We start from the raw sequence: 16997 nt of genomic DNA, 5'->3' as shown, positions 1-16997 counted from the left end.
GTGCCTTCCGTGGGGGGACTGGTGGGCGGGACTCAGCATTCCAGACCGGGGTCCACTCCGGACCCAGAATTACGTACTTACGTAATGGCTTATTGGGCGGTGGTGTTCCGCAGCTCCTCGAACTCCCCGAACCGGCCGGTCTGGCCGAGGCGGCCGCCTCACCTGTCTCAACCTCGGCATCGAGACGGTCCTCGCGGACGACGACCACGGAGACGACCACGGAGAGGACGCGCCGTGACCAACCCCTTCGACGACCAGGACGCGATCTTCCTGGTGCTGGTCAACGACGAGGGCCGGCACTCGCTCTGGCCCGAGTTCGCCGACGTTCCGGCCGGCTGGACCCGCACCCTCGGTCCCGGCGGCCGGGACGCCTGCCTGGCCCACATCGAGGCCACCTGGACGGACATGCGCCCGAAGTCCCTGGTCAGGGCGATGGGCGGCTGACACGAGGGCCCGCCTCCGCGTGCCCCGCGTGCCCCGCGGACGGGACTCTCACAACACGCCCTAGTGGCGGGCCGCGGTGATCACGACCAGCAGCGGGACGAGCCGGGTCGGCGGAACCCGGTAACGCCCGCGGCCCGCCGTCTCCAGCCAGCCGGCGGAGACGAGCTGTCGCAGGTGGTGGTAGACCTGACCGGTCGTGCCGAGCCCGTCCAGCTCCATGAGTTCGGCCACCGCGGTCCGCCCCTCCAGCAGCGCCTGGAGCAGCCGCAGCCGGACGGGCTGCCCCAGCGCGCCCAGCGTGTCGGCCAGCTCCGGCCAGTCGGAGCCCAGCAGTGAGTCCGTGACGGCGGACCGCTCCCACTCCACGCGCTCCCCGCCCGGGCCGGTCACGGACCCGGCGAACAGCACCCCGCCGTGCGCCGCGTCCCGCAGGAACTCCCGCAGCTGCGGCAGCACGAGGCAGGCGTCGCCCGGCTCCTCCTCGTCCTCCGGCCCTTCCGTACCGCTTCCCAGCCGCTCCTCAAGCTCGGAGACCCGCTGCGTCAGCCCGGCGACCTGCCCCGCCAGCGCGTCCCACGACGGCACGTCCTCACTCATCCCGTCAGCGTAGCGCCGGGCACCGCGCTCCTTCGGGGCGGCCGGACCACGGCGGTGGATCCCGTCGTCCGGCTTCCACCCGGACAGTGACAGGCTTGGGGCCATGCGAAGGCTTGTGCGCGCCGCGTGCGCGGCGGTGGTTGCGGCAGCGGTGTCGGCGGCGGTGACGGCCGGAGCACCCGGAGCGGCGGCGGCCGACCCCGCCACCGACGGCTTCACGATCGAGGACGAGCGGATCACCGAGTCCAGCGGCCTGGCGCCCAGCCGCGCCCACCCCGGCGTGTACTGGACGCACAACGACAGCGACGACGGGCCGTACGTCTACGCCATCGACGGCCGCACCGGCGAGACGGTCGCCACCGTCACCCTGGCCGGCGTCTCCCCGCGCGACGTCGAGGCCGTCTCCGTCGGCCCGGACGGCGACGTGTACGTCGGCGACATCGGCGACAACTTCGGCGGCCGGTGGCCCGAGGTGTGGATCTACCGCTTCGCCGAGCCCGAGAAGCTGGCCGACCAGGCCGTCGAGGTCACCCGCCACACCGTGCGCTACGCCGACGGCCCGCGCGACGCCGAGTCGCTGGCCGTCCACCCCGTCACCGGGCGGGTGTACATCGTCAGCAAGCACGAGGAGGGCGGCGCCCTGTACGCCGGGCCCGGCAAGCTCCCGGCCTCCGGCGCCGCCACCTTCACCCGCGTCGCGGACATCGGCCTGTGGGCCACCGACGCCGCCTTCTCCCCGGACGGCACCAGACTGGCGGTGCGCGGCTACTTCGGCGGGACCATGTACGCCTGGGAGGACGGCGGGCCGAGGGAGCTGGGGCGGCTGACGGTGCCGGTGCAGCGCCAGGGCGAGTCGGTGACCTTCACACCGGACGGCCGCACGCTGCTGTACGGCACGGAGGGCGAGCGCAGCCCCGTACAGCCGATGCCCCTGACCGAGGAGCAGCTCCCCGAGAGCGCGCGGGAGGAGAAGCCGGACCGGGCGGGCGGCGGCGAAACCGGTGACGAGGCGGACGACCGCGAGCCGGACGCTGCCGGGGACGACGCCGCCGGGGCCGGCGGGGGAGAGGGGAGCACCCTCGGGTTCGTCCTCGCCCTCGTCGCGGGCGCCGCCGTCCTCCTCGCCCTGCGCCGCTCGAAGCGGCGCGGAGGCGGCGCCTGACCCGACGTCAGGCATCCCCGCCCGAAAGCGGCCGCCCGGCCGCCGCGCCGGACGGAAGCGATGCCGTGCCCGCCGCCGGGCCTCACCGCTCGCCCACCGGGCGCAGCTCGTACAGCAGCGACCGGTCGAGCATCAGCCGGTGGCCCAGCGGCACCAGCACGCCCCGCGCGGGATGCTTGCGGGCCAGGCGCCCGGCCGCGTGCCGGGCCTCGCGGCCCGACAGCCGCCGCACGTCCACCTTCATCGGCGCGCCCGCCGGAGTGCCGCCCAGGGTGGCGGGGGAGATCTCCGCCTCGGGGCGGCGGCGCAGCCGCTCGGCGGTACCCGACCGGCCGTGGGCGCGCACATAGGCGCGGTCGCCCTCCACGGCGATCGCCGTGGCCGTGCCCACCGGCACGCCCTCGCGGTCGTACGTGGCCAGCCAGACGCGCCGCTCGCCGGCGAACAGACTCAGCCCGGTGCCCGGAGTGCTCATGCGCCGCCGGGTACCTCGCCAGGCCGCACGGAAACGGGCGCGGCCCACGGAGGTCCGCCCGTTTCCGCCCGGCCCTCGCCAGAGACCGGTCGGCCCCGGAGCGCACCGTCGCCCCCGGCACCACTGTGCGCGGGTGGGCTGCCAGGAGCCCGCACAGCAGCCCTCACAGGCCGCGGTCCCCGCTTCGCCCCCCACACGAATACGGCTCCGCCCCATACGCTGTGGACGACGAGCTACCCAGAGAAGGGGGCGGAGTTATGTCCATCGCCGATGTTGCCCCGGAACCCATCGCGTTCGGAGAGCGTCTGCGCATCCTGCGGACCCGCCGGGGCATGAGCCGGCCCGTCCTGGCCGGCCTGCTGGGCCGCTCCCCGAGCTGGCTCAAACAGGTCGAGCGTGGGGAGATCCAAACCCCTCCGCTGTCGATGATCCTGCGGATCGCCGAGGTACTGCGGGTCCGTGATCTGTCCGACCTGACCGGGGACCAGTCCATGCCCACCGCTCTTTTCATCGGCCCCGGCCACCCTCGCCTGCCCGAGGTCCGCGCCGCCGTCGACGCCTTCCCCCTCACCCGCGCCGACCGCCAGGCCCCGGACACCGCGCACCTGCGCGCCCGCCTCGACCGAGCCTGGGCCGCCCGCCACTCCGCCCCCAACCACCGCGAAGTCCTCGGCTCCCTGCTACCTGACCTGATCCGCGACGCCCAGCTCGCCGTACGGCAGTCCGACGCCGCATCCGAGAGGCGCACCGCCCAGGCCATCCTCGCCGAGGTCTACAGCCTCAGCCAGTTCTTCCTGGCCTACCAGCCCGACAGCGCGCTGCTGTGGCGGGTCGTCGAACGCGGCATGGTCGCCGCCCAGGAATCGGAAGACCCCCACGCCCTGGGCATGGTGGCCTGGCTTACCGCCGAGGCCCACCGCGACTCCGGCCACTACGACGGCGCCGACGCCGTCACGACGGAGTGCCTGCGCTACCTCGAGCCCGAACTGCCCGACGCGGACGACCACGTCCGCGCGATCGCCGGAGCCCTGCAGGTCGCCGCGGGCTACACCGCCGCCCGTCGCGGCGACACCGGCGCGGCGTGGGGCTGGTGGGACAAGGCCGACCGCACCGCCCAGCGCCTGCCCGACGGTTACTACCACCCCGTCACCTCCTTCTCCCGCGCCGTCATGGGCGCCCACGCAGTCACCCTCGCCGTCGAACTCCACGCCGGCGGGGAGAGCGTGAGGCAGGCCGCCCGGGCCGACGCCCGCTGTATCCCCTCCCGCCCGCGCCGAGCCCGGCACCGCATCGAGGAAGCCCGCGGATACCAGCTCGACGGCCAGCCCGACACCGCGCTGGCCACCCTGGAGAAGGCTCACGAGAACGCGCCCGAGACGATCCGCTACAACGGCTATGCCCGGCGGATCATCCTGGAGGAGACCGAGGCGAAGTCCCCCGAGCGGCGTCGCCGCGCCTCCGAGTTGGCGGTGAAGGTCGGTGTTCTCGCCGCCTGAGTGATCGCCGCCTGAACGGGAGTGCGAGGGGCAGGAATTCTGCCCCTTCCTCCGCTACAGGGGTCCTACTTTCGGTGACGAACCGATCACCGAAACTCTTCGGGGGCTCCTGTGCAGACCTCGCCCACCGCACCACCTGCTGCCGCGTCAGCCGTCACAGACGCCCTGGCCGACATCGCCACCGTCATGGGGACAATCGGCCGAGCTCTGCCCATCAGTACGGCCCTGCCCCGGCCTGAGGCCGCCGAGAAACTCGTCGCTGAACCGGCTGGCCTCCCAAAGCTGTTGCCGACCGCCGTCCCGCACACCTGCCCGGTGCGGGCCACCACCGTGGCCGACCGAGTCCGGCCCCCGGTCGTCGACTGCCGGTGGCCGCTGTGGCACCTCGCCCCCGAGGAGCCGGCGCGGTGACCGCTCCCGCCGATCAGGCCGCCCACACCGCCCCGCTGGTTCGGGCGGGAGTGTGGTGCGAGGCGGTCAGCACCCTTGCGGGCATGCCGGGAACGGCCATGCGCCGGGACGGGTACGCGGCCCTGAGCCCGGAGGCGGCGATCCGGTGGATCCGGGCCGGGGCGCGCACCGTGGCCTGTGTGCTCGGCCCGCACCAGGCCGGATACGTGCTGGACCACTGGGTGGACGGACCCGGCTCGGCGCGGGCGTGCGCCCGGCTGCGCCGGGGCGAGCCCTGCTCGCTGACTCTCTACCCGGGCATCCAGCACCTGACCTGGCAGGCCCGCCCGGTGCGGTTCCTGCACCTGGCGGAGGTCAACGGCCGACCTCCCTGCGGCCGTCGCCACCGGCCGCGCCTGCTGCCGGCCGGGAGGGCCGACCGTGCCCGCTGACGCGCCCCAGACGCACAACGGGGCGAGGGCCGGGCGGCCCGGCCGGCTGGGCTGCGCGTACCTGACCGTCAAGGCCAACCCCGGCGCTCTCGCCGTGGTCATCGGCCTTCTCGCTTTCGCCGCCTGGCAGTTGTGGCCGCTGGTCGCTCTCACCCTCGGCCGGTAGCGCCCACCCCTCCAGTCCGGACCGACTCCTGTACCACCCGATCGGAAGGCACCACGCCCCGTGAACCCGACCCCGACCCCGACCCTGACGCACACCGCCGCAGACCTGCCGGACCTGATCCTCGGCCCCCTGGAACTGGGATGGCTGCGGCCCACCGGCCGCGTCCCGGACGTGCTGCGCGCCTGGGGACACGGGGCGCTGGGCGAGGCGCCGACCGGGCTCGCCTGGGACGTGGTCCGCCTGCCCACCGGCATCGCGTACGAGACGGTGCGGCGGCTGCGAGCGGCCCGCGCACCGCTGGGGCCGGTCCTGGTCACCCCGCTGGGCGCGGCCTTCCTCCTCGCGCCCGGCTCGGCAGACGGCTGGCACGTCCCCGGCAGCACGCGCCTGCCCGACCGCACGCTGGTGCCGCTGCCGCACCCGGACTACACCGACCCCCGCCACCTGGGCGGCCGGTCCTGGATCGTGCGCCCCACCGGCACGCAACTCACCGACGGACCCGCCCTGCGGGATGCCCTCGGCGCCGTCCAGGAGGGCCGCTTCATGCTTCCCGCCGGGCCGCTCGCTCTGCTTCTGGCCCACCGGTCGCAGGACTGACCGCGCAAGGCCCGGCTGCTACGCGCCCTGAAGAACGCCGGGAAAGACGGCGCCGCCGGCCGTCGGGACCGCGACGCGGTCCCGACGGCCGGCGGCCGGGAGTCACATACCGCCGTGCGGCTCAGAGGCGCTCGGCGACGTAGTCCACGCAGGCCGTCAGGGCCTCGACGTCCGCCGGCTCGACGGCCGGGAACATCGCCACGCGAAGCTGGTTGCGGCCGAGCTTGCGGTACGGCTCGGTGTCGACGATGCCGTTGGCGCGCAGCACCTTGGCGATCGCGGAGGCGTCCACGCCCTCGGCGAAGTCGATCGTGCCGACGACCTGGGAGCGCTGGGCGGGGTCGGTCACGAAGGGCGTGGCGATCTGGGACTTCTCCGCCCAGCCGTACAGCCGTGAGGAGGAGTCGGCGGTGCGGGCCACGGCCCAGTCCAGACCGCCCTGGCCGTTGATCCACTCCAGCTGGTCGGCCAGCAGGAAGAGGGTGGCGACGGCCGGGGTGTTGTACGTCTGGTTCTTGCGGGAGTTGTCGATCGCGGTGGGCAGGTCGAAGAAGGCCGGGATGTGCCGGTCGCCCGCGGCGATCCGCTCGGCCCGCTCCAGCGCGGCCGGGGAGAACACGCCCAGCCACAGGCCGCCGTCCGCGGCGAACGACTTCTGCGGGGCGAAGTAGTAGACGTCCGTCTCGGAGACGTCGACCGGCAGGCCGCCCGCGCCGGAGGTGGCGTCCACCAGCACCAGTGCGCCCTCGTCCGCGCCCTCGACCCGCCTGATCGGCATGGCGACGCCGGTGGAGGTCTCGTTGTGGGTGAGGGCGTACACGTCCACGCCCGCCTCGGCGTTCGGCAGCGGGTGGGTGCCGGGCTCGGAGGAGACCACGGACGGGTCGGCCAGCCAGGGGGCGAGCTTCGCGGCCTTGGCGAACTTCGAGGAGAACTCGCCGAAGGACAGGTGCTGGGACTTCGACTCGATCAGACCGTGGGTCGCGATGTCCCAGAAGGCGGTGGAGCCGCCGTTGCCCAGGACGACCTCGTAGCCCTCCGGAAGACCGAAGAGCTCCTTCACTCCCTCGCGCACCCTGCCGACGAGGTTCTTGACCGGAGCCTGGCGGTGTGAGGTGCCCAGCAGGGACGTACCGGTGGCGGCCAGGGCGCTCAGCGCCTCCGTCCGCACCTTGGACGGGCCCGAACCGAATCGTCCGTCGGCGGGCTTGATGTCTGCGGGAATCTGGAGATCGGCCACGCCGTGAAGCGTAGTCCGTGTCCGTCGTGTGTTCCGTGAGGCGTCCACCCCGCGAGACGCGCCGCGGACGCGCTGATGGGACGCGCCGTGGGACACGCGACGGGACACACCGGGGGACGACTGGTGCGGACGGGACCGGTCGGGATGCACGCTGTTGCCATGGGTGACGACGCGGCGAGGGCGGCACGGGAGCAGGCGCGCACGGCGCCGGCGCGTACGGCGCAGGCGGAGGAGCGCGAGCGGGCGGAGGAGGTGGTGCGGGCGCTGCGGGCGGCCGTACGCGGGGAGGTCGCCGGTGACGCGGGCTCCCGCGCGCTGGTGACGATGGACGCGTCCAACTACCGGCGGGTGCCGCTGGCGGTGGTCGCGCCGCGCGACGCCGGTGACGTGGCGGCGGCGCTGGAGGTGTGCCGGGAGGCGGGGGTGCCGGTGGTGCCGCGCGGCGGGGGCACGTCCATCGCCGGACAGGCGACGGGCACGGGGGTGGTGCTGGACTTCACCCGCCACATGGACGCGGTCCTCTCACTCGACCCCCGGTCGCGTACCGCCGTCGTCCAGCCGGGCGTGGTCCTGGACGACCTGTGCCGCGCGGCCGGCGCCCACGGGCTGACCTTCGGCCCCGACCCCTCCACCCACAGCCGCTGCACGCTCGGCGGGATGATCGGCAACAACTCCTGCGGCTCCCACTCGGTGGCCTGGGGGACGACCGCCGACAACGTCCGTGAGCTGGAGGTGCTCACCTACGGCGGCGAACGGGCCCGGCTCGCGCCCGGCGGGGACGGCGTGCCCGAGCGGCTGCGCGCCGGGGCGCGGGCGCTGGTGGGCGGGGAGCTCGCCCGGCTGCGCACCGGCTTCCCCGAACTGCCGCGCCGTATCTCCGGCTACGCCCTGGACGCGCTGCTGCCCGAGCGCGGCGAGGACTGGGCGCGGGCGTTCACCGGCAGCGAGGGCACCCTCGGGGTGGTCACGGCCGCCACGGTGGGGCTGGTGGAGCGGCCCGGCGCGCGGGTGCTGGCGGTGCTGGGCTACGCGGACGAGAGCGCGGCGGCCGAGGCGGCCGTCACCCTCCTTCCGCACCGTCCGCTGACGGTGGAGGGCATGGCGAGCGATCTGGTGCCCGAGACCGAGCGGGCGATGCTGCCCCGGGGTGGGGCGTGGCTGTTCGTCGAGGTCGGCGGCGCGGACGCGGACGGGGCGCGGGCGGCGGCCGAGCGGCTGTGCCGGGCGGCGGCCGGGGACGCGGCCGACCACGCCCTGGTCGCCGACCCGGCCGGGCAGCGCGCCCTGTGGCGGGTGCGGGAGGACGCCTCGGGCACCGCCACCCGGATGCCCGACGGCAGCGAGGCGTGGCCAGGCTGGGAGGACTGCGCGGTCCCGCCCGCCCGGCTGGGCGCGTATCTGCGGGACTTCCGCGCGCTGCTGGCCGAACACGGGCTGCGCGGGCTGCCGTACGGGCACTTCGGCGACGGCTGCATCCATGTGCGCATCGACTTCGACCTGATCGGCGAAGAGGGCATCGCCCGCTTCCGCCGCTTCTCCGGCGACCTGGCCGACCTGGTGGTCGCGCACGGCGGCTCGCTGTCGGGCGAGCACGGCGACGGGCAGGCGCGCGCCGAGCTGCTGCCGCGCATGTACGGGCGGGAGACGGTGGAGCTGTTCGGCCGCTTCAAGGACCTGTGGGATCCCGACGGGGGCCTCAACCCCGGGATGCTGGTGCGCCCCCACCGCCTGGACGAGAACCTGCGGTTCGCGCCGCTGCCGCGCGAGCCCCTCCCGGTCGTCTACGGCTATCCGGAGGACGGTGGCGACTTCTCGGCGGCGGTACGGCGCTGCGTGGGGGTGGCCAAGTGCCGCAACCCGGCCGGGAGTCCGGGCGTGATGTGCCCCTCCTACCGGGCGACGGGGGAGGAGAGGCACTCCACGCGCGGCCGGGCGCGGCTGCTGCACGAGATGCTCGCGGGCGAGGTGGTCACCGACGGCTGGCGATCGGAGGAGGTCCGCGAGGCGCTGGACCTGTGCCTGTCGTGCAAGGGCTGCCGCAGCGACTGCCCGGTGGGGGTGGACATGGCCACCTACAAGGCGGAGTTCCTGCACCACCACTACGCGGGCCGCCGCCGTCCGATGGCCCACTACTCGATGGGGCTGCTGCCGCTGTGGCTGCGGGCGGTGGCGGCCACCCGCAGCGCGCCGCTGCTGAACGTTCTGGCCCGCACCCCGGCGGCGGCCCTGGCCAAGCGGCTGGGCGGGATCGCCCCGGAGCGGGAGATCCCGCCGCTGCCGCGCGCCCCCTTCACGCGCCGGTGGCGCGCGTACCGCCGGAAGCGCCCGGTGCGCGCCACGCCCGGTGGCAAGCGGGTCGTGCTGTGGCCGGACACCTTCACCAACCACCTCTCCCCCGAGGCGGGCACCGCCGCCGTACGGGTGCTGGAGGCGGCCGGGCTGGAGGTGGTCCCGCCGCCGGGCGCGGACCGGGTCTGCTGCGGCCTGACCTGGATCTCCACCGGACAGCTCGACGGCGCCCGCCGGGTGCTGCGCCGCACCCTGGACCGGCTGGAGCCCGTACTGGAGGCGGGGGTCCCGGTGGTTGTGCTGGAGCCGCCGTGCGCGGCGGCGCTGCGCACCGACGCCCCCGAACTGCTGCCGGACGACCCGCGCGCCAAGCGGCTGGCGGCCCTGGTGCGCACCTTCGCCCAGGCCCTGGAGGAGTACGCCCCCGGCTGGGCCCCGCCGCGGATCGGCCGTCCGGTGGCCGGCCAGACCCACTGCCACCAGCACGCCGTGCTGGGCGACGCGGCGGAGCGGCGGCTGCGGGAGAGGGCCGGACTGACCGGCGGGCTCAGCGACGGCTGCTGCGGGCTGGCGGGCAACTTCGGCTTCGAGGAAGGGCACTTCGAGGTCTCGGCCGCCTGCGCGGAGGAGAAGCTGCTGCCGGCGGTGCGCGGGGCCGCGCCGGGTACGGAGCTGCTGGCCGACGGCTACTCCTGCCGCACCCAGCTCGCCCAGCTCGGCGGGTACCGCGCCCGCCACCTGGCGGAGGTGCTGGCCGAGGCGCTGGACGGGCCGCCCGAGGAGGGACGGCGGGAGGAGCGGCCGGGGCGGTGAGGCGGCGGGGCCTCCCCCCGGCGGCGCCCGTACGGCGGACGGAACCGGTCGGCGGCGTCCGGTGGCGGTGAACACCACACCTGAGGGTGACGGTGTCCGCTGCCGCTGGACGCTGCCGCAGGGCGGACGCATACTGGATCTGCCAGGTCCCCTGGGGCCTGGAAGTGACGCCGGGACCACCCGATGGAGGTCGGGAGCCCGGCGTTTGCGTTGTGGGGCCGGATCAGCCCGCCTCCACGTCGACCAGCGTCACCTGCTCCTCGAGCAGTGACCAGTGCACGCCGTGGCCGTCCAGCCACCAGGACGCCGCTCCGGCGACGCAGTCGGCGACCCACAGGCCCGCGAACCACGCACCGGGGTCCTCCCACGTCAGTGACATGGCATCGGTGACGACTTTCGCCTTGCGCAGGCTGGTGATCACCGCACGGTCGGCGGCATCCTGTTCGTGCCGGGTTTCGAAGATCACGCGTTCCACGTCCCGGCGTGCCAGTTCGTCGAGAAGCCGGAGCAGACAACGTCGCCGGGCCCGTTCGCTTCGGACCTCGGCATCGTGCAAGCACACGGCGACCAGCCCGGTGACCGGCAGTCCGGCGATCGCGGAAGCGATCAGCGTCCTGCGTTCGGGGCGTTCCTTGCGCCAGTGGACCACACGGGAACGGCCGTGGCGCAGCCCTTCCATCGTCGCTCTCACGGTGCTCTCCGCGTCGTCCGGCACCAGAACCGCGGCCAGCACGTAGACGCAGGAGGCCTCTCCTCGGCGGCGGCGCATGGACTCGTCGATGTACGCGGTGAGCATCCGGGCAATCTATGGCGGCGGCGCCCGCACGGCGGACGGAACCGGTCGGCGTTCGCCCGATGGTGCGACGAGGAGCGTGACGAGGGGCGCGGGGAAAGTTACGGATGCGTAACTTACTGACGGGTTACCAGCGGTAAGCCGCGCGCCTAGTCTCAGGTCACCTTCCCCACACGCCCGCCGGTCCCCACGACGGCGACACGACTCAGGAAGAGGGCCCATGGGACACCCTCGCAGGCGTCTGCGCACGTCCACCGCCGTCGCCGCCGTCTCGGCCGCGGTGCTGGCCGGGACCGTCGCCGGTCCGGTCACCGCCGCCCACGGCACGACCGCCTCGTCCACCGTCCGCTTCGTCGAGATCCCCGGCGACGGCGGTACGCCGCTGGCCGCCAACGTCGTCGTGCCCGGCGACGCGGACGGCGAGCGCCGCTACCCGCTCGTCGTGCTCCCCACCAGCTGGTCCATGCCGCAGGTCGAGTACCTCGCCCAGGCGAAGAAGCTCGCCGACTCCGGCTACGTGGTGCTCAGCTACAACTCGCGCGGCTTCTGGCAGTCCGGCGGCGAGATCGAGGTCGCCGGCCCGCCCGACGTCGCCGACGCCTCGAAGGCCATCGACTGGGCGCTGGCCAACACCCCCGCCGACCCCGAGCGGATCGGCATGGCCGGCATCTCCTACGGCGCGGGCATCAGCCTGCTGGCCTCCGCCCACGACGACCGGATCAAGGCCGTGGTCGCCATGAGCGGCTGGGCCGATCTGGTCGGCTCCATATACAGCGGCCGCACCCAGCACACCCAGGCGGCCGCGTTCCTCACCGGCGCCGGCTACCTCACCGGCCGCCCCAGTGACGAGTTCAAGGAGATCATCTCCGGCTTCCTCGCCTCCGACCTGGAGAAGGAAGGCGACATGATCGCCTGGGGGAAGAAGCGCTCCGCCGCCACCCACATCGACCGCATCAACGCCAACAGCCCCGCGATCATGCTGGGCAACGCCTGGGGCGACTCGATCTTCCCGCCCAACCAGTACGCCGACTTCTACGAGAAGCTGACCGGCCCCAAGCGCCTGGAGTTCCGGCACGGCGACCACGCCACCCCCGAGATGCCCGGCCTGCTGGGCCTGCCCAACGACGTGTGGAACAGCGCCGAGCGCTGGCTCGACCACCACCTCAAGGGCGAGGACAACGGCGTCGACCGCGAGCGGCCCGTCCAGCTCACCGACCGCCAGGGCGACCAGGAGGGCTACCCCGACTGGAAGTCCGTGCCCTCGGGCACCGAGCGGATCGCCCTGAACGACACCGACCGTGTCCTGGCGAACGTCGACTCCGGCGCGAACGGCGGCACGGTCTTCCTCTCCAGCATCTTCGACCAGCTCACCGGCCTCCCGCCGACGGTCTCCGTCCCGCTGCTGCCCGACTGGTACTCCGCGGTCTGGAAGTCCGAGCGGTACACCACCGCCCGGCAGGTCCGGGGCACGGTGAAGCTGCACACCACGGTGACCTCCAACCGGTCCAGCGGCACCTTCGTCGCCCACCTCTACGACGTGGGACCGCTGGGCGTGGGCAGGCTGGTCACCCACGCGCCGTTCAGCTTCCACGACAAGGCGCCGGGCGAGGCGTTCGGCGTGGACCTGGAGCTGTTCTCCACCGCCTACGACGTCCCGGCCGGGCACCGGCTCGCCCTGGTGATCGACACCGTCGACCCGCTCTACGCCGAGCACAACCCGTTCGGCGCGAAGCTCGCCTTCTCCTCGCCCGCGGACGACCCCTCGTACGCCGAGATCCCCGTGCGCGACTGAGCACCCCGCCGGCCCGCTCCGGCGCCCGGGGGCCTCGCCCCGCCGGGAGCGGCGGGGCGAGGCCCCCGGCTTTCCGGGGCTCCACGGGCGGCTCCGGACGCGGGAGGGAACGAGCCCGGACGCGGACCGGCCCCGGCGCGACGGGGGGCCGTCGCGCCGGGGCCGGCAGGGTGTCCGTACGGACGGACGTACGTCCCGGCGCCCGGAGGCGGGCGCCGGGACGGGGGCCTCAGCGGGCGACCTCGGCGTAGCCCTCGATCTCCCGCAGGCCGCGCGGGCCCGGGCCCACGTAACGCGCGGAGGGGCGCACCAGACGGCCGGTGCGCTTCTGCTCCAGGATGTGCGCCGACCAGCCGGCGGTGCGGGCGCAGCTGAACATCGAGGTGAACATGTGCGCCGGGACCTCGGCGAAGTCCAGCACGATCGCCGCCCAGAACTCCACGTTGGTGGCCAGCACCCGGTCCGGACGCCGGTTGTGCAGCTCCTCCAGCGCCGCCTTCTCCAGTGCCTCGGCGACCTCGAAGCGCGGCGCGCCCAGCTCCCTGGCGGTACGGCGCAGCACACGGGCGCGCGGGTCCTCGGCGCGGTAGACGCGGTGGCCGAAGCCCATCAGGCGCTCGCCGCGGTCCAGGGCGCCCTTCACGTACGCCCGGGCGTCACCGGTCCGCTCGATCTCCTCGATCATGCCCAGCACACGCGAGGGCGCGCCGCCGTGCAGCGGGCCGGACATCGCGCCCACCGCCCCCGACAGCGCCGCCGCCACGTCCGCGCCGGTGGAGGCGATGACGCGGGCGGTGAAGGTGGAGGCGTTCATGCCGTGCTCGGCGGCCGACGTCCAGTAGGCGTCCACGGCCGCGACGTGCTTGGGGTCGGGCTCGCCCCGCCAGCGGCGCATGAAGCGCTCCACGACGGTCTCGGCCTTGTCGATCTCCCGCTGCGGCACCATCGGCAGGCCCTGGCCGCGCGCCGACTGGGCGACGTACGACAGTGCCATCACCGCGGCCCGCGCCAGGTCCTCGCGGGCCTGCTTCTCGTCGATGTCCAGCAGCGGCCGCAGGCCCCACACGGGCGCGAGCATCGCCAGCGCGGACTGCACGTCCACCCGGATGTCACCCGAGTGGACCGGGATGGGGAAGGGCTCGGCCGGGGGCAGGCCGGGGGTGAAGCCGCCGTCCACCAGCAGGCCCCACACGTTCTCGAAGGAGACGTGGCCCACCAGGTCCTCGATGTCCACACCCCGGTAGCGGAGGGCGCCGCCCTCCTTGTCGGGCTCGGCGATCTCCGTCTCGAACGCGACGACTCCCTCGAGTCCGGGTACGAAGTCGGACATCTGGCGGCTCCTCGTATGTGGTTCGGTAGGAGGACGGCGGGCACCCCAGGGGGCCGGTCGGCTCTCTGCGGGCGTGCCTGCGCGGTTCCGCCGCCGCGTGGGGCCGGCGGTCCGGGCCGGCACCCGGTCCTGCCCTGCTGCTGTTGGGCTGCCGGTGGTGACCGGGCAGTGACTGGTCGGACACGATAACCCGCGCTGTGCGAAGGCCACAGTGGTCCAGCCAGCGATTCTGTCCGGTTCGGCAGGTGCGGGGAAGAGTGAGATGCGGCACACTCCCCGTTTCCCCTTCCCCAGGTGTACACGCTCCCGCGGACGGGCAAACTCGCCCGCCACCGCCCGCCACCGCCCGATGCCGCGCGGGGGACGTGTTGCAAGATGAACGCGTGCCCCAAGCCGACGACGCAGCCCGCGAAGCCCTCGCCCACCGTCCGCACCTGGACCCCGCCGCCATGCGGGCCCACTACCGGGCGGAAGGACTCCGGGAGGAGGATCTCGCCCCAGACCCGTACGGGCAGTTCCTGCGCTGGTTCGAGGAGGCGGTGGCCGGCGGCCTCCACGAACCGAACGCGATGGTCGTCTCGACGGCCGACGAGCAGGGGCGGCCCAGCTCGCGCACGGTGCTGCTCAAGCAGTTCGACGAGCGCGGCTTCGTCTTCTACACCAACTACAACTCGAGCAAGGGCCGTGAGATCGACGCCAACCCGTACGTCTCACTGCTCTTCCCCTGGCACGCCGTCGCCCGCCAGGTGATCGTCGCCGGCCGGGCGGAGCGCACCGGCCGCGACGAGACGGCCGCCTACTTCCGCACCCGTCCGCACGGCTCGCAGCTCGGGGCGTGGGCCAGCGAGCAGTCCTCGCAGGTGGCCTCCCGGGAGGAGCTGGACCGCGCGTACGCGCAGCTCGCGGAGCGCTACCCGGAGACGGAGCGGGTCCCGGTCCCGCCGCACTGGGGCGGCTACCGGGTGGTGGCGCGGACGGTGGAGTTCTGGCAGGGCCGCGAGAACCGCCTCCACGACCGCCTGCGCTACGTCCGCCGGGATCCGGGCGGTCCGGGTGGTCCGGGTGGCTCCGGCGCGGCGGCGGCCTGGACGGTCGAACGCCTCAGCCCCTGATCCGGAGGCCGCGGAGACACCGGGGCCGCGGAGACACCGGGGCCGCGGAGACACCGAAGGTCCCGAAGGCTTTGAAGACGCAGACGACCCGCGGGCCTGGCCCCGGTCGCGCCGTGCGGCGCGAGGGGGGTCGGTCGGACGTACCGACAGCCCGCGGGTCGGGTGACTGCTCGGGATTGGCCGGCGGTGCCGGCATCACGCTGTGACGTCGGCCCCTAGGCCGCAGCCACCTCACGCGTCCGGTTGCAACTCATCTGCCGAACCACCTCCCTTCTCGTGTACCCCAAACGGTAGGCGGCGGTATGGGCACGTACAAGCGAATTTCGAGGGCACAACGATTTGCGTGAATCACATGTGTGCTGCGTCACGTTCGAGTTCAATGATCGGGAGTGCAGTTGCGCGCAGCGTCCAGCCGGGGGTGTCAGGTGACGGCTCAGTCCGAGACCCACTTCGAACACGGTGCCGGTGACGGAGGCGACACCCGCGGCGGTTCCGCGGGAGGAGCCGCCCCGCCGCGGTTCGCCGACTCCGACGGCGAGCTCCTTCTCGCCGCCCTCCTGGACGGCATGGACGCCGCCCTGTGCGCCTTCGACGCCGACGGCGTCGTCACCCACTGGAACCGCGAGGCCGAGCGCATCCTGGGCTGGACCAGGCAGGAGGCCGTCGGCCGCCGGGGGCTGGCGGGGTGGGCGGTCCGCACCGCCGACGCCGAGGACGTCCAGGGGCGGCTGATGGACGCGATGGCCGCGCCGGGGCGCCGGGTCCACGAGTTCGCGCTGATGCGCAAGGACGGCGGACGGGTGCTGGTGCGGGTGCAGTGCTCGGGGGTGCGCGGCACCGACGGCCGGCCGACCGGCGTGTACTGCGCGTTCGGCGAGGTGCGCACGCAGATCGACCTGGAGCGGTCGATCGCCCTGAGCGAGGCCCTGTTCGAGGGCGCCTCGTGGGGAGTGGTCCTGGTCGACGCCGACCTGCGCCCGGCCGTCGCCAACCGCCACGCAGCCCGGGCGCTGCGCGTCGGCCGCACCGCCATGCTGGGGCGGCCGCTGGGCGAGCTGGTGGGTGAGGGCGTGGAGGAGCTGGAGAGCGCCCTGCAGCACGTGCTGGCGGAGGGCCCGCCGCCCGCTCCGGCGGAGCTGTGGGTGACGCTGCGCGCCGGGGCCGGAGAGCAGGGGGCGGAGCGGGAGGACTGGTCGGCCGGGGACGCGCGGCGCTGCTGGCGCAGCGGCTTCCTGCGGCTGGTCTCGCCGATGGCGGAGGAGGCCCCGGCGCCGCTGGGCGTGGCGTGGTTCTTCACGGACGTCACGGACGCCAGGCGGGCCGAGCAGGAGGCGGCCCGGTTCCGCTTCCGGGGCAACCAGGCACACCGGGCGGCGCGGGCCGCGGCCGAGTGCGAGGACCCGATGGAGGCGGTGGCCGTCCACCTGGACTTCGCGCTGGCGGGCTTCGCCGACCACGCGCTGCTGGACCTGGCGGCGCCCGGCTCCCCGGTCCGGCTGGTGCGCACCGCCGAGGCTCCGGCCCCGGTCACGTCGACGACGGGCGTCCCGGTCCCCTACGCGAGCGACCACCCGGCGCTCCAGGCGTACGAGCGCTGCGGTCCGGTGCGCACCAGCGTGGGCGGCGCGGCGGCGCAGGGGTGGGCGCGGGCCCGCAGATGGCCGGAGGGCACGGTGCACGGCCTGTGCGCGGTCCTGCGCAGCCGCGGCCGCACCCTGGGCGTGCTGACCTTCCTGCGGGGGCCGAGCCGGCGCGCCTTCGACCGCTCGGACGCGGTCTACGCGGAGGGCGTCGCGGACAGCGTCGCCGCCGCGGTCGACCTCGCCCGGGCCCTGGCCCGGGACTGAGC

15 protein-coding genes are annotated in these 16997 nt (G+C 74.4%); 10 read left to right on the top strand and 5 right to left on the bottom strand.

The window, feature by feature from the left end; all coding sequences use genetic code 11:
• Positions 1–234: 234 nt before the first annotated feature.
• On the top strand, positions 235–444 hold the full coding sequence (locus CUT83_RS31295; protein WP_101258817.1) for an MbtH family protein: 210 nt from the start codon (positions 235–237) through the stop codon (positions 442–444).
• Positions 445–504: 60 nt separating this feature from the next.
• On the opposite strand, the gene CUT83_RS29335 is transcribed toward CUT83_RS31295, so the two are convergent.
• Positions 505–1041 carry an ArsR/SmtB family transcription factor gene (locus tag CUT83_RS29335; protein ID WP_101258816.1) on the bottom strand — a complete coding sequence of 179 codons (537 nt, stop codon included), beginning with the start codon at positions 1039–1041 and terminating at the stop codon, positions 505–507.
• 103 nt (positions 1042–1144) lie between these two features.
• On the opposite strand from CUT83_RS29335, the gene CUT83_RS29330 reads away from it, so the two are divergent.
• The gene (locus CUT83_RS29330; protein WP_101258815.1) at positions 1145–2203 is read left to right on the top strand and encodes a WD40 repeat domain-containing protein; all 1059 of its coding nucleotides are present in this window, start codon (positions 1145–1147) and stop codon (positions 2201–2203) included.
• A gap of 82 nt (positions 2204–2285) precedes the next feature.
• Here CUT83_RS29330 and CUT83_RS29325 read toward each other — a convergent pair whose 3' ends face one another.
• A complete protein-coding gene (locus CUT83_RS29325; protein ID WP_101258814.1) occupies positions 2286–2678 on the bottom strand; it encodes a pyridoxamine 5'-phosphate oxidase family protein in 393 nt (130 codons plus the stop codon).
• Between the two features lie 257 nt (positions 2679–2935).
• Between CUT83_RS29325 and CUT83_RS29320 the strand changes: the two genes are divergently transcribed.
• The 4 genes from CUT83_RS29320 to CUT83_RS29310 all read left to right on the top strand — a co-directional run bounded on the left by CUT83_RS29320 (position 2936) and on the right by CUT83_RS29310 (position 5779).
• Positions 2936–4174: a helix-turn-helix domain-containing protein gene (locus CUT83_RS29320; protein WP_101258813.1), complete on the top strand. Its 1239-nt coding sequence runs from the start codon at positions 2936–2938 to the stop codon at positions 4172–4174.
• Positions 4175–4581: 407 nt separating this feature from the next.
• On the top strand, positions 4582–5016 hold the full coding sequence (locus CUT83_RS29315) for a hypothetical protein (RefSeq protein ID WP_101258812.1): 435 nt from the start codon (positions 4582–4584) through the stop codon (positions 5014–5016).
• On the top strand, positions 5006–5182 hold the full coding sequence (locus CUT83_RS30205; protein WP_158239069.1) for a hypothetical protein: 177 nt from the start codon (positions 5006–5008) through the stop codon (positions 5180–5182). Before CUT83_RS29315 ends, CUT83_RS30205 begins: the two co-directional genes overlap by 11 nt.
• A 60-nt stretch (positions 5183–5242) precedes the next feature.
• Complete coding sequence (locus tag CUT83_RS29310) at positions 5243–5779, top strand: hypothetical protein (RefSeq protein ID WP_101258811.1); 537 nt, start codon at positions 5243–5245, stop codon at positions 5777–5779.
• Positions 5780–5900: 121 nt separating this feature from the next.
• On the opposite strand, the gene serC is transcribed toward CUT83_RS29310, so the two are convergent.
• A complete protein-coding gene (serC, locus tag CUT83_RS29305) occupies positions 5901–7019 on the bottom strand; it encodes a phosphoserine transaminase (RefSeq protein WP_101258810.1) in 1119 nt (372 codons plus the stop codon).
• A gap of 159 nt (positions 7020–7178) precedes the next feature.
• Between serC and CUT83_RS29300 the strand changes: the two genes are divergently transcribed.
• Positions 7179–10121 (top strand): FAD-binding and (Fe-S)-binding domain-containing protein, encoded by a 2943-nt coding sequence (locus CUT83_RS29300; RefSeq protein ID WP_101258809.1) that lies wholly within the window; start codon positions 7179–7181, stop codon positions 10119–10121.
• Positions 10122–10344: 223 nt separating this feature from the next.
• On the opposite strand, the gene CUT83_RS29295 is transcribed toward CUT83_RS29300, so the two are convergent.
• Positions 10345–10917, bottom strand: a complete 573-nt coding sequence (locus CUT83_RS29295; RefSeq protein WP_101258808.1) for a hypothetical protein — start codon at positions 10915–10917, stop codon at positions 10345–10347.
• A 217-nt stretch (positions 10918–11134) separates the two neighbouring features.
• On the opposite strand from CUT83_RS29295, the gene CUT83_RS29290 reads away from it, so the two are divergent.
• On the top strand, positions 11135–12706 hold the full coding sequence (locus CUT83_RS29290; protein ID WP_101258807.1) for an alpha/beta fold hydrolase: 1572 nt from the start codon (positions 11135–11137) through the stop codon (positions 12704–12706).
• Positions 12707–12935: 229 nt separating this feature from the next.
• Here CUT83_RS29290 and CUT83_RS29285 read toward each other — a convergent pair whose 3' ends face one another.
• The gene (locus CUT83_RS29285) at positions 12936–14036 is read right to left on the bottom strand and encodes a citrate synthase 2 (RefSeq protein ID WP_101258806.1); all 1101 of its coding nucleotides are present in this window, start codon (positions 14034–14036) and stop codon (positions 12936–12938) included.
• Positions 14037–14485: 449 nt separating this feature from the next.
• Here CUT83_RS29285 and pdxH point away from each other — a divergent pair, with 449 nt between their 5' ends.
• The gene (gene pdxH, locus CUT83_RS29280; protein ID WP_101258897.1) at positions 14486–15148 is read left to right on the top strand and encodes a pyridoxamine 5'-phosphate oxidase; all 663 of its coding nucleotides are present in this window, start codon (positions 14486–14488) and stop codon (positions 15146–15148) included.
• 425 nt (positions 15149–15573) lie between these two features.
• Positions 15574–16995, top strand: a complete 1422-nt coding sequence (locus CUT83_RS29275; protein ID WP_240958446.1) for a PAS domain-containing protein — start codon at positions 15574–15576, stop codon at positions 16993–16995.
• Positions 16996–16997 lie beyond the last annotated feature (2 nt).

This window comes from Streptomyces barkulensis (assembly GCF_002843305.1).
GTDB classification, from domain to species: domain Bacteria; phylum Actinomycetota; class Actinomycetes; order Streptomycetales; family Streptomycetaceae; genus Streptomyces; species Streptomyces barkulensis.
The sequence above is the reverse complement of the archived record's forward strand: the minus strand, read 5'-3'. Positions and strand labels throughout refer to the sequence as shown.

Coding starts and splice junctions, on each gene's coding strand:
- CUT83_RS29300 (WP_101258809.1), top strand. CDS start 7,179: ATGGGTGACGACGCGGCGAGGGCGGCACGGGAGCAGGCGCGCACGGCG.
- CUT83_RS29320 (WP_101258813.1), top strand. CDS start 2,936: ATGTCCATCGCCGATGTTGCCCCGGAACCCATCGCGTTCGGAGAGCGT.
- CUT83_RS29290 (WP_101258807.1), top strand. CDS start 11,135: ATGGGACACCCTCGCAGGCGTCTGCGCACGTCCACCGCCGTCGCCGCC.
- CUT83_RS29295 (WP_101258808.1), bottom strand. CDS start 10,917: ATGCTCACCGCGTACATCGACGAGTCCATGCGCCGCCGCCGAGGAGAG.
- pdxH (WP_101258897.1), top strand. CDS start 14,486: ATGCGGGCCCACTACCGGGCGGAAGGACTCCGGGAGGAGGATCTCGCC.
- CUT83_RS29335 (WP_101258816.1), bottom strand. CDS start 1,041: ATGAGTGAGGACGTGCCGTCGTGGGACGCGCTGGCGGGGCAGGTCGCC.
- CUT83_RS29325 (WP_101258814.1), bottom strand. CDS start 2,678: ATGAGCACTCCGGGCACCGGGCTGAGTCTGTTCGCCGGCGAGCGGCGC.
- CUT83_RS29285 (WP_101258806.1), bottom strand. CDS start 14,036: ATGTCCGACTTCGTACCCGGACTCGAGGGAGTCGTCGCGTTCGAGACG.
- CUT83_RS29330 (WP_101258815.1), top strand. CDS start 1,145: ATGCGAAGGCTTGTGCGCGCCGCGTGCGCGGCGGTGGTTGCGGCAGCG.